Genomic DNA, 12,362 nt, shown 5'->3' with positions numbered 1-12,362 from the left:
CCCACGAAATAAAAAACCGGCGACGAAAAATCGCAGCCGGCCCGGGGAAGCATGATCTGGGGAAGTCATCTTCTCGCGGCCCTTTAGCGACTTTTTTTACGTGGCTGCAAGCCGGCCGGCCAAATCACCACGAAACTACGGACTTTCAAATACGCCTTGCTATGCCTGTCGTCAATGGGAGCAAAATCTTCCGCTTACCGCTCGCGCCGCGCCATGAAGGCGATCCGCTCGAAAAGATGGACATCCTGCTCGTTCTTGAGCAACGCACCATGCAGCTTCGGCAGCGCGTTCTTCACGTCCCCGCGCAAATCGGCCGGGTCGACATCGTCTGCAACGAGGAGACGTATCCAGTCGAGCGCCTCTGACGTCGACGGCTTCTTCTTGAGCCCCGGCATCTCGCGGATTTCATAGAACTGCATCAATGCGTTGCGCACGAGGGTCTGCTTGATACCCGGATAATGCACCTCGACGATGCGTGACAGCGTCTCGACATTCGGGAAACGAATGTAGTGGAAGAAGCAGCGGCGCAGGAAAGCGTCTGGAAGCTCCTTCTCATTGTTCGAAGTGATGATGACGATGGGCCGGACTCTAGCCTTGACCGTTTTGCCGGTCTCGTAGACGTGAAATTCCATCCGATCGAGTTCCTGCAGAAGGTCGTTCGGGAATTCGATATCCGCCTTGTCGATCTCGTCGATCAGCAGGACGACCTTCCTGTCCGCCGCAAAGGCCTGCCAAAGCTTGCCGCGTCGGATATAATTCGCGACATCGTGGACCCGCTCGTCGCCGAGCTGGCTGTCGCGCAGGCGCGAGACCGCATCATATTCGTAGAGGCCCTGCTGTGCCTTTGTGGTGGACTTGATGTTCCACTCGATGAGATCGAGACCAAGGGCTGCTGCCACCTGCCGGGCAAGTTCAGTCTTGCCGGTACCCGGCTCGCCTTTCACCAGCAGCGGGCGCTCGAGCCGGATCGCGGCATTCACCGCCACCATCAGATCCTTGTCCGCGATATAGTCCGCTGTACCCTGAAACTGCATCCTGATATCCCGATTGAAAAGCGAGCCGCAAACTAAAAGCTTGGCTTCGGCGGTGCAACAGCTTTCCCAATGAGGTCCCTTTACGCTAAGGGCAGTAACCATGAGCCATTCGACCTTTACCATCCTGCTTGGCGGCGATCTCACCGTCACCGACCGACTGCTGGAAGCGACCAGTACCAGCCGCTTCATCGCGGCTGACAGCGGCATGAGACATGCAGCGACACTCGGCGTCGAGCCCGAACTGTGGGTCGGCGATTTCGATTCCACCGATGCCGAACTTGCAAGACAATGGCCGGGCGTGAAACAGCAGACCTATCCGCCCGCCAAGACCGAGACAGACGGTGAGATCGCCACGGCGGAAGCGATCGACCGCGGCGCCGCACGGCTGATCTTCGTCGGCGCACTCGGCGGGGAACGGAGCGATCACGCGCTCCAGCACCTCTTCCATGCCATGAGCCTTGCCGAACGCGGCTTCGACATTTTGCTCACGTCCGGCGAGGAGGAGGCGGTGCCGCTGCTGCCGGGGGATAAAAAGCTCGACTTGCCGAAAGGCTCGCTCTTTTCGATCATCGGTTTTTCGGCACTGGAAGGCCTGGACATCATTGGTGCGCGTTATCCGCTCCACAATTTTGGGCTTCCCTTCGGCTCTTCTCGTACGGTCTCGAACATTGCAGAAGGACCGGTGGAATTCCATCTGAAGGCCGGCAGAGCGATGATCCTTGCTCGCCCCTACGACATGACAGGACCCTGACTTTTGGCACCCCCCATCTTGAAACTCGACGATATCTTCCTGAGCTTTGGCGGCGCGCCGCTGCTCGCTGGCGCGGGCCTGCAGGTGGAGCCAGGCGACCGCATCTGCCTCGTCGGTCGCAACGGTTCCGGCAAGTCGACGCTGATGAAGATCGCCGCCGGCATGGTCGAGCCGCAGTCAGGCGAAGTCTTCCGCCATCCGGCCTCGACGATCCGCTACCTCGAACAGGCGCCGGATTTTGCCGACTATGCCACCGTGCAAGCCTATGCGGAATCAGGCCTCGGCCCGGGCGATGATCCCTATCGCGTTACCTACCTACTCGAACATCTCGGCCTCACCGGCCAGGAAGACCCAAAGACGCTTTCGGGCGGCGAATCCCGCCGCGCCGCGCTCGCCCGTGTGATGGCACCCGAGCCGGACATCCTGATGCTGGATGAGCCGACCAACCATCTCGACCTGCCGACCATCGAATGGCTGGAAGACGAGTTGCGGAAAACAAGGAGCGCACTGGTACTGATTTCCCACGATAGGCGCTTCCTCGAACGGGTTTCGACCGCGACCGTCTGGCTCGACCGCGGCATCTCCCGCCGTCTCGACAAGGGGTTCGCTCATTTTGAAGCATGGCGTGACGAAGTGCTGGAGGCTGAGGAGCTGGAACAGCACAAGCTCGGCAAGGCGATCGAGCGCGAGGAGCATTGGCTGCGTTATGGCGTGACCGCGCGCCGCAAGCGCAACATGCGGCGCCTCGGCGATCTGCAATCCATGCGAGCAGCCTATCGCGGCCACAAAGGGCCCCAAGGGACCGTCCAGGCGCAGGTCACCGAAGGTCGTGAATCGGGCAAGCTTGTGATCGAGGCGGAGAACATCACCAAAGCCTATGACCGGCAGATCGTCGCACCTTTTTCGATCCGGATTCATCGCGGCGACCGGATCGGCCTCGTAGGGCCTAATGGCGCGGGCAAGACGACATTGCTCAAGATGCTGACCGGGCAGCTCGCACCAGATAGCGGTACCGTCAAGCTCGGCACCAATCTTGAGATCGCAACGCTCGACCAGAAGCGCGAGAACCTGAATCCGGAGGAGACGCTCTCCCACTACCTGACAGACGGCCGCGGGGAGACGTTGCTGGTCAATGGCGAGCAGCGGCATGTCGCAGGCTACATGAAGGACTTCTTGTTCCAGCCGGAACAGATCAGGACACCGATCAGGAGCCTTTCCGGTGGTGAACGTGCCCGCCTGATGCTCGCCCGCATCATGGCGAAGCCCTCGAACCTCTTGATTCTCGACGAACCCACCAACGACCTCGACATCGAAACGCTGGATCTGCTGCAGGAAATTGTCGCCGGCTACAACGGCACGGTGATCCTCGTCAGCCATGATCGCGATTTCCTGGACCGCACCGTGACCTCGACGATCGCCCCGGCCAATCCGGAGGCGCCGGACGGGCGGTGGATCGAATATGCCGGCGGCTATACGGACATGCTGGCCCAACGGAGAGGCGCGATCGAGGAGAAGCGCAAGACGGAGAGAACGGAACGGCAGAAGACAGAGGCCGCCGCGCCGCCGGCCGAAACCTCCAAGGCCAAGGGAAAGCTCTCCTATAAGCAGAAATTCGCACTCGAAAACCTGCCGAAGGAAATTGCCAAGGCGGAGGAAGAAATTGCTGTCCGCGAGAAGAAGATGGCGGACCCGAACCTCTTTTCCAAAGACCCTGCCGCCTTCCACAAGCTTGCGGCGGAAATGGAAAGCCTGCGCGAAAGACTGACGAAAATGGAAGAAGAATGGCTCGAGCTCGAGATGCTGCGGGAAGAGCTGGAGAGCTGAACTAACGAATTATTAACTCTAATAACCGTTTCGGCAGAGGCGTCTGTCGCAAAACGGAACAAGCCACCATCCTGCTCGTTCTGCCTGCGTTCATGGTCGAGGCGCCAGTCGTCGCCCTCGATCCGAATTAAGGACCGGAAACCGTGCGGGGACGTCCAATGCTGACAAATGTAACGCGTCGTCGGCCACCCAGTGAGGTGACGAGTCAACGGGTGCTGATCGTGGAGGATGAGTTCCTGATCGCTCTCGATATCGCCGAAACTGTCGAAAATATGGGACTGAAGGTGGCGGGTTTTGCCAATGCCCGAAAACATGCCCTGGAACTGGCGCCGCGCGCCGATATCGCGATCGTCGACGTCAATCTGACCGATGGAAGGACCGGTCCGGAGATTGGACGGCAGCTTGCCGAACGATATGGCGTGACGGTCATCTTCATGACCGCGACCCCTGATGATCTCGAAGATGGCGTGGAAGGTTCTCTCGGTGTTCTCACCAAGCCCGTCATGCCGGAGGTCATGGAAAGGACGATCGATTATGCCATTGCCAACCGGCTTCACGGCATGGCAGCCGTTCCGCGCGAACTCAAGGTGTTCCGCCGGAACCCGCACCACTAGAGAAAAACCCTGGCTGCGATGTCGGTTTTACATTCTCTTACTCATCCTTGGGGCGAACGCGCCCATGTGCGTTGGATGGGGACAAAGAGGAAAAAACATGTACGGCTGCAGCTTCCGGGATCCGGACGGCCACGTCTGGGAAATCATGTAGATGGATATGAGCGCTGCCTGATCGCGGCGCAGCCTCTTGCCAGCCGATCCCACCGCCGCTACACCTGATTCGCTCTAACGGGGTGCCACGCCAGTGTGGCTGAGAGGCTTTGCCAACCCGCGGAACCTGATCCGGTTAAGACCGGCGGAGGGATTAGACGGCTTCCCATCAGCGCCTATTCCCACAATCAAAAGAGGAGGCGCTGATGCGCAAGATCGTTCTTTCGATGTTCGCGGCCGCAGCCGCCCTTTCCTTTTCACTGTCCGCTCAGGCGCAGGAAAAGACACTGACTGTCTATACGTATGAAAGCTTCGTCTCCGACTGGGGGCCCGGCCCGAAGGTCAAGGAAGCCTTCGAAAAGAGCTGCACCTGCAGGCTCAACTTCGTCGGCGTTGCCGATGGTGTGGCGCTCCTCACCCGCCTCAAGCTCGAAGGCGAGAAGACGGATGCCGATATCGCGCTCGGCCTGGACACCAACCTGATTTCGGAAGCCAAGGCAACCGGCCTTTTCGAGCCGCACGGCCTCGATACATCCGCGATCAGTGTGCCTGGAAATTATACCGACGATACGTTCATCCCCTATGACTACGGTCATTTTGCCGTCGTCTACGATACGCAGGTGATGAAGAATCCGCCCAATAGCCTGAAGGAACTGGTGGAAGGCGACCCTTCGCAGAAAATCGCAATCGAAGATCCGCGCACCTCGACGCCGGGACTAGGCCTGCTGCTCTGGGTGAGGTCGGTCTACGGCGACAAGGCGCCGGAAGCCTGGGCGAAACTCAGGAAGCGCGTGCTGACAGTCACCCCCGGCTGGTCGGAAGCCTATGGCCTTCTCACAAAGGGCGAGGTGCCGATGGTCTTCTCCTACACCACTTCGCCTGCCTATCACATGGTCGAGGAAAAGACCGAACGCTACCAGGCCGCATCCTTCTCGGAGGGCCACTACATCCAGATCGAGGTGGCCGGCATGTTGACAAACGCGTCCGACAAGGATCTGGCCAAACAGTTCCTCAGGTTCATGGTCTCGCCAGTCTTTCAGGACATTATCCCCACCACCAACTGGATGATGCCGATTTCGAAGACATCCGAGCCGTTGCCGGACGCCTTCGACAAGCTCGTGCAGCCGAAAACGACCTTCCTGATGGGCTCGGACGAGGTGGCGAAGAATCGGCAGGCCTGGATCGACGAATGGCTGACCGCCATGAGCATGAACTAAGACCTCCGCCTTGCTGACCCGCGCCCAACGACGACGGGGGATTGCCTGGGGCCTGCTGAGCCTCCTTGGCATCACCCTCTTCGTCGGCATTGCTGTCACCGCACTGCTTTCATGGGATGCCGGGGACACAGGAGCCCGGCTCTTCACGGCCTATACCTGGCGGATCCTGCGCTTCACCCTATGGCAGGCTGTGCTTTCGACACTGCTCTCCATCGCCTTTGCCATACCCGTTACGCTGGCGCTTGCGCGCCGCCCCCGTTTTCCAGGACGTGTCTGGATGATCCGGTTGATGGCGGTTCCCATGGGCCTGCCGGTGCTGATCGGCGCATTGGGTCTTATCGGCATCTGGGGCCGGCAGGGTGTGATCAACAGCCTGCTGTTGAAACTCGGCCTCGACCAGCCAGTCAGCATCTACGGACTTACCGGCATTCTGCTGGCCCATGTCTTCTTCAACCTGCCGCTCGCCGCCCGGCTGCTGCTCGCCGCGCTGGAGCGGCTTCCGGCGGAATACTGGCAGCTCGCCTCCAGCCTCGGCATGCGACCATTTTCGGTCTTTCGGTTCATCGAGTGGCCGGCTGTGCAACGCGTCATACCCGGCATTGCCGGCCTGATCTTCATGCTCTGCGCCACCAGTTTCACGCTCGTGCTCGTGCTCGGCGGTGGACCTGCGGCAACGACGCTCGAAGTTGCGATCTACCAATCGCTGCGTTTCGATTTCGACCCGCCGCGCGCCGTCGCGCTCGCGATCCTGCAGATCGGCATTACCGCGCTGATCCTGATCGCCATGGCGCGGTTTCCCATACCGGACGATGCGGGCATGACAGCAGGTCAGGCGACCCGCCGTTTCGACGGCCGGACCGTGCCCGCACGACTTTGGGATGCGTTCGCCATTTCGGTCGCCACCGCCTTTCTGGTTCTGCCGTTGGCATCGATTGTCTCTGCCGGGCTGAAGGCCGATCTCTGGAAACTTGCGACCAGCATCGCCTTCCTTCGCGCCGCATGGACGAGTTTTGCCATCGCCCTTACCGCCGGCTTGCTCGCCGTCCTTACATCGCTGGCAATCATTGCCGCGCGGGGGTCTGTAGCCGATATGAAGCGACCTGGAAAAGTCGCCGGAGGATTCTCCGCCCTGCTTGGCGGCATGTCCTCCCTGGTACTCCTGGTCCCGCCTGTCGTGCTTGGGACCGGCTGGTTCCTCACGCTGCGCCCGATCGGCGATGTGACCCGTTTTGCGCCGGCTTTGCTGGCGTTGATCAACATGCTGATGGCGTTACCCTTCGTCATGCGCGTGCTCGCGCCGGCAATTGAGACCCATCGTCAGCAATCGGGCAGGCTATCGGCAAGTCTCGGGATTTCCGGCTTGGCAAAGCTTCAACGAATCGACCTGCCCGTCCTGATAAGACCCCTTTTGACGGCCCTCTCCTTTGCGATGGCCCTGTCGCTCGGCGATCTCGGCGCGGTAGCACTATTCGGCTCCAACGATCTCACGACGCTTCCCTGGCTTGTCTACAGCCGGCTATCCAGCTATCGCACCAACGACGCTGACGGGCTGGCACTCCTCCTCGGCATCATCTGCCTGTTGCTGACCATGCTCGGCACGGTCGGCCAAAAGGAGGCGAGACATGACTGATGGCGTCGTGCTGGACAAGGTCGAACTCCGGCTTGGCACAAAGGACTTTCGTTTCAATTGTAGCCTGCCTGCCGGCGCTGTGACGGCAGTGACCGGCCCGTCGGGCTCCGGCAAATCGACTTTGCTGAACCTTGTGGCCGGCTTTGAAACGCCGGATCGGGGCCATGTACTGGTCGGCGGCGAGGACGTGACGCACGAGCATCCTTCCGGACGCCCGGTTTCGCTGATCTTCCAGGACAACAATCTTTTCACGCACCTCGATCTGTTCACCAATATCGGCCTCGGCATCAACCCATCGCTGCGGCTTTCCGCAGACGATCGAAGAGCGATCTCCAAGGCGCTGCAACGGGTTGGCCTCGATGGCTTCGAGAAGCGCATGCCGGGCACGCTTTCGGGTGGCGAGAGGCAGAGGGCCGCCTTCGCCCGGGCACTGGTGCGCAAAAAGCCTGTTCTGCTGATGGACGAGCCCTTTGCGGCGCTCGACCCGGGTCTTCGCCTTTCGATGGCGAAGCTGCTGCTCGAACTGCACCGCGAGGTAGGCAATACCGTGTTGATCGTCACTCATGATCCGGACGAGGTCGGGCGGCTTGCCGACCATGCCATCTTCATCGATCACGGGCAAATTTTACTCCAGGCACCCACAACGGAATTCCTTGCCAGGCGTGATATCCCGGCACTCGCTGAATTCCTCTCCGGCTGATCAGGTCGTCTGGTCGCCCTTTTTCCGGATCACGTTTCGAAACCGTGACGAACCGTCCGTTATCCGGCTCGCCACAATTTGGACGTGACGCAATGGCATCGCCACAAAGCGACGGGGGTTTTTCTTTGCAAACGCGCCGGTAAGACATATCTCAATAACTATCTGTGCATGCGACGCGAAAATCGCTAAGCGGAGATGGAGAATGAACCGGTTTGGGTTGAAGGGAACCTTTCGAAGCCGGAAGGCGGGCCGTGGGAATGATGGTGCAAAACACGAGGACGATGAGGCGCGATACGGCGGGCCCGGCTATCTTGCAGAGAGCCCGCTTCATGGCGGGCCTTCGAGTTCTGGGCGCCCTCCTGCTGAGCGGCGTCGTGCTGGCCGGCTGCCAGTCGCTCTTCGAACAGGCCTATACACCAAACGTTTCGCCCTCGAATTCACCGCAGATCGTCGATGAAGTACAAAAGAACGATCCCCGGGCGCAGATGGGTGCAAGGGAGCATCCCCGTATCGTCGCAAGCTATGGCGGAGAATATCGCGACGCCAAGACGGAGCGACTGGTCGCCCGCATTGCCGGCGCGCTGACGGCAGTCTCCGAGAACCCGAACCAGTCTTTCCGGATCACCATTCTGAATTCGCCGGCAATCAATGCCTTCGCATTGCCGGGCGGCTATCTTTACGTAACGCGCGGCCTGCTGGCGCTCGCCAACGATGCCTCAGAAGTTGCAGCGGTCCTTTCCCATGAAATGGGCCACGTAACCGCCAACCACGGTATCGAACGCCAGCGCCGGGAGGAAGCGGAGGTCATTGCAAGCCGCGTCGTGACGGAAGTGCTTTCCAGCGACCTCGCCGGCAAACAGGCGCTCGCCCGCGGCAAGCTTAGACTTGCAGCCTTCTCGCGCCAGCAGGAACTGCAAGCCGACGTAATCGGCGTGCGGATGCTCGGAGAAGCCGGCTACGATCCTTACGCCGCCGCCCGTTTCCTCGATTCCATGGCCGCCTATGCCCGTTATTCGGCTGTGGATCCGGACAGCGACCAGAGCCTCGACTTCCTCTCGAGCCACCCGAATTCCACTCAGCGCGTCGATCTGGCACGCCGCCATGCCCGCAATTTCGGCCAGGAGGGGACAGTCGGCGACAAGGGGCGCGACTATTATCTTGCGGGCATCGACGGGCTGCTTTACGGCGATAGCCCTCAGGAGGGCTATGTCCGCGGCGAGACTTTCCTCCATGGCGGGCTCGGCATTCGCTTCGACGTTCCACGGGATTTCCGCATCGACAACAAAGTGGAAGCTGTTCTGGCAACAGGCCCGGGTGAAACGGCCATCCGTTTCGATGGTGTTGCCGCCGACGACAACAACAGCTTGACCAATTACCTGACAAGCGGCTGGGTGGCTGGCCTGCAACCCGATACGGTACGTCAGATCGAAGTGAATGGATTGCCTGGCGCAAACGCGCGCGCTTCCGCCGACCGCTGGGATTTCGACGTAACGGTCATCCGCGTCGACAACAAGATTTTCCGGTTCCTTACCGCCGTACCCAAGGGAAGTGCCACCCTGCAGACGACGGCCGACGTCTTGCGGGCAAGCTTCCGGCGCATGACGAGGGAAGAGATTGCCTCCTTGAAGCCGCTGCGGGTACGCATCGTCACGGTCGCCCAGGGTGACACCGTCGCCTCGCTCGCCGTCCGCATGATGGGCACGGATCGAAAACTCGATCTCTTCAAACTGATCAATGCACTCCCGGCCGGTGCCGTTGTGTCGCCCGGCCAGAAGGTCAAGATCATTTCGGAATAGCCGAAACTCGCTTAGCAGACGGCAGCCATCTGCGGATTGGCGGAAACCAATGCCAGCTTGAGTTTCTCGATGGCGCGGCTCTCGATCTGTCGGACACGCTCCTTCGAGATGCCCAGCTCAGCGCCGAGAGCTTCGAGCGTCGCCCCTTCGTCTGTCAGGCGGCGTGCACGGATGATCTTCTTTTCCCGGTCATTGAGCTTGGTCAGGGCGCCTTGCAGCCATTTCAGGCGCCGTTCGCCATCTATCATGCCGGAAACCTGTTCATCCGGCAGTGGCTCGGCGCTCGCAAGCAGGTCCAATCGCTCGCCGCTATCCGCATCGCCGGCTATCGACGGAGCCTGCAGGGAAGCGTCATTGCCGGAAAGACGTGCATCCATCGTCTGGACGTCGGCTACGCTGACGCCAAGAGCGACAGCGATCTCCTCATGGATGGCGCGGGCAGTCAGATTGCTGTCACCGCGGGCAAGCTTGGCGCGTAGCCGGCGGAGATTGAAGAACAGCGCCTTTTGGGCAGAACTGGTGCCGCCACGAACGATCGACCAGTTACGAAGAATATAATCCTGCATGGAAGCACGGATCCACCAGCTGGCATAAGTGGAAAAACGAACATCCCGTGCCGGTTCAAACCTTGCCGCCGCCTCCAGCAGCCCTACATAGCCCTCCTGAACAAGGTCGCTCATCGGCAATCCGAACCCGCGGAACTTGGAAGCCATGGCGATCACGAGACGCATATGCGCAAGGGCGATCTGGTTGCGTGCCTCCTGATCGCGATCGTCCTTCCAGCGGACCGCCAGATCGCGCTCTTCCTCTCGGGCGAGATAGGGAGCGGACATCGCTATCTTGATCATGGTTCGGTCTGCGGACATGGCTGTCATCGTGTTCTCCGTGAACGGTCTGATCCGACAAAAACAGCAAGGGGGAATTCCGACACGATTCACGGGACCCGTGATGCGTATCTGGAGACCTGCTGCCTTTGCTCCCCTCGTTTGAGCTTCGCGGGAGTTCACATCGGCCCGAGAGCCTGAATATCCGCCCGCGATACGTATTCCGGGGGCGAAACAAAACTGCATCGATGCAGTGTCAGTTCGCCGTACCGGCGGGTTAACGCGTGGCAGTGGAAAAAGTTCCAATAAAAAACCCGGCTCCAAGGCCGGGTTTTTTAGAGAATGCGATGATGAAAAAGATCAGGCTGCCTCTTCCTGAGCCTCATCCTCTTCGATGGTCTTGCCGCGTTTCGGCCCCTTGGCAAGATTGACCTCGACGAGGCGAACGGCCTCCGTTTCGGACATCTTGTTCACCGCAGCAATTTCACGAGCCATGCGATCGAGGGCAGCTTCATAGAGCTGCCGTTCCGAATAGGACTGCTCCGGCTGGTTCTCTGCGCGATAAAGGTCGCGGACCACTTCAGCAATCGAGATCAGATCGCCGGAATTGATCTTGGCGTCATATTCCTGGGCACGGCGCGACCACATGGTGCGCTTCACACGTGCCTTGCCCTGAACAACTTTGAGGGCGCGTTCGACAAAATCCGTTTCGGACAGCTTGCGCATGCCGATGCTCACGGCCTTTGCGACCGGCACCTTGAGGCGCATCTTGTCCTTTTCGAAATCGATAACGAAAAGTTCGAGCTTCATGCCCGCGACTTCTTGCTCTTCAATGGCAGTGATCATACCTACACCATGAGCAGGATAGACAATCGATTCGCCGGTCTTGAAGCCTTGGCGGGCGGGAGAATTCTTCTTCTGCTGGGTCGTCATTCGTTTCACAAACTCCCTGTTACTCACCCGTTTTTCGGGTCGGGGAAACCGGGTCGGTCAGGCCCGGATGAGACGGGGGATACCGTCGGGTCACTCCATACTGGTCCGACCAACGCGCGCGAAAAACAGATCCCACCGCGAATTGCGATCGACAACATTCGAGCGTTGCAATGTCACGGATACCGCGTTTTGGATGATCTGTTGCTTTCGTGATGTTTTTTGGGCACGCCAGTGCCACCTTGTGGAACAGTTCGCCATGTGTACCACAAAAAAGTGCGGAAATCAATAATTTGCTTTCGCATGTGCTCAGAGGGCACGGCCAACCCTCTGCCCATCAAAAAGGCAGAGTGATTCGAGGCCTCTGTCGAGCCATGCCATTTCGGCAAAGCTCAATCCCCTTTTCCGGGTTCCGTAGAGAAGAACTGATCGTACTTGTTTTCGACGCCGTCCATCTCCTTGGCATCCGGCAAGGGGTCGCGCTTGACAGTGATGTTCGGCCAGACCTGGGCGAACTCGGCATTCAGCTTCAGCCACTTGTCGAGACCCGGCTCGGTATCCGGCTTGATCGCTTCGGCGGGACATTCCGGTTCGCAGACGCCGCAGTCGATACATTCATCCGGATGGATGACCAGGAAATTTTCGCCTTCATAGAAACAATCGACCGGGCAAACCTCAACACAGTCGGTGTACTTGCAGCGGATACAATTGTCGGTCACGACATACGTCATGCGGCACTCCAAGACTATCGCGGACAACGGTCGTGTCGACGGCAGGAAAGCGCCGGCACACCGGAAAGCCGGGAGAGGCGAAACCCTTACTGCAAAAGAGGACAGGAGGCAGGCAATCCGGCTTTTCGACTGTCAGGTAAAGCCTTTGGCCTTGCTTAGCA

General features: G+C 59.6%; 11 protein-coding genes and 2 riboswitches. Of the genes, 7 read left to right on the top strand and 4 right to left on the bottom strand.

From position 1 onward, the window contains the following. Positions 1-63: 63 nt before the first annotated feature. Positions 64-141, bottom strand: a riboswitch (SAM riboswitch). Between the two features lie 53 nt (positions 142-194). Beyond that, positions 195-1,034, bottom strand: coding sequence for a MoxR family ATPase (locus JL39_RS23775; RefSeq protein ID WP_037156607.1), 840 nt, complete (start codon positions 1,032-1,034; stop codon positions 195-197). Between the two features lie 100 nt (positions 1,035-1,134). Between JL39_RS23775 and JL39_RS23770 the strand changes: the two genes are divergently transcribed. From JL39_RS23770 to JL39_RS23740, 7 genes are all read left to right on the top strand, one after another. Then, positions 1,135-1,785 carry a thiamine diphosphokinase gene (locus tag JL39_RS23770; RefSeq protein ID WP_037156605.1) on the top strand — a complete coding sequence of 217 codons (651 nt, stop codon included), beginning with the start codon at positions 1,135-1,137 and terminating at the stop codon, positions 1,783-1,785. A gap of 3 nt (positions 1,786-1,788) precedes the next feature. Continuing rightward, complete coding sequence (locus tag JL39_RS23765) at positions 1,789-3,609, top strand: ABC-F family ATP-binding cassette domain-containing protein (RefSeq protein ID WP_037156603.1); 1,821 nt, start codon at positions 1,789-1,791, stop codon at positions 3,607-3,609. Between the two features lie 158 nt (positions 3,610-3,767). Beyond that, positions 3,768-4,223: a response regulator gene (locus JL39_RS23760; RefSeq protein ID WP_037156601.1), complete on the top strand. Its 456-nt coding sequence runs from the start codon at positions 3,768-3,770 to the stop codon at positions 4,221-4,223. Between the two features lie 219 nt (positions 4,224-4,442). Beyond that, positions 4,443-4,544, top strand: a riboswitch (TPP riboswitch). Positions 4,545-4,600: 56 nt separating this feature from the next. Continuing rightward, complete coding sequence (gene thiB, locus JL39_RS23755) at positions 4,601-5,590, top strand: thiamine ABC transporter substrate binding subunit (protein ID WP_244446964.1); 990 nt, start codon at positions 4,601-4,603, stop codon at positions 5,588-5,590. Positions 5,591-5,600: 10 nt separating this feature from the next. Continuing rightward, the gene (gene thiP / locus JL39_RS23750; protein ID WP_052183087.1) at positions 5,601-7,220 is read left to right on the top strand and encodes a thiamine/thiamine pyrophosphate ABC transporter permease ThiP; all 1,620 of its coding nucleotides are present in this window, start codon (positions 5,601-5,603) and stop codon (positions 7,218-7,220) included. Next, positions 7,213-7,920, top strand: coding sequence for an ATP-binding cassette domain-containing protein (locus JL39_RS23745; protein ID WP_037156597.1), 708 nt, complete (start codon positions 7,213-7,215; stop codon positions 7,918-7,920). The genes thiP and JL39_RS23745 overlap by 8 nt, the downstream gene beginning before the upstream one ends. 329 nt (positions 7,921-8,249) lie before the next feature. Beyond that, on the top strand, positions 8,250-9,716 hold the full coding sequence (locus JL39_RS23740) for a M48 family metalloprotease (protein ID WP_052183109.1): 1,467 nt from the start codon (positions 8,250-8,252) through the stop codon (positions 9,714-9,716). A gap of 11 nt (positions 9,717-9,727) precedes the next feature. On the opposite strand, the gene JL39_RS23735 is transcribed toward JL39_RS23740, so the two are convergent. The 3 genes from JL39_RS23735 to fdxA all read right to left on the bottom strand — a co-directional run bounded on the left by JL39_RS23735 (position 9,728) and on the right by fdxA (position 12,201). After that, entirely contained in the window at positions 9,728-10,591 is an 864-nt protein-coding gene (locus JL39_RS23735) for an RNA polymerase factor sigma-32 (RefSeq protein WP_037156595.1), read from the bottom strand. Between the two features lie 309 nt (positions 10,592-10,900). Then, entirely contained in the window at positions 10,901-11,473 is a 573-nt protein-coding gene (locus JL39_RS23730; RefSeq protein WP_037156593.1) for a CarD family transcriptional regulator, read from the bottom strand. Positions 11,474-11,862: 389 nt separating this feature from the next. Further along, positions 11,863-12,201, bottom strand: a complete 339-nt coding sequence (fdxA, locus tag JL39_RS23725; RefSeq protein ID WP_037156591.1) for a ferredoxin FdxA — start codon at positions 12,199-12,201, stop codon at positions 11,863-11,865. Between the last annotated feature and the right edge of the window lie 161 nt (positions 12,202-12,362).

This window comes from Rhizobium sp. YS-1r (genome assembly GCF_000757525.1).
Lineage (GTDB): Bacteria > Pseudomonadota > Alphaproteobacteria > Rhizobiales > Rhizobiaceae > Neorhizobium > Neorhizobium petrolearium.
This window is presented reverse-complemented; position numbering and strand designations above follow the sequence as displayed.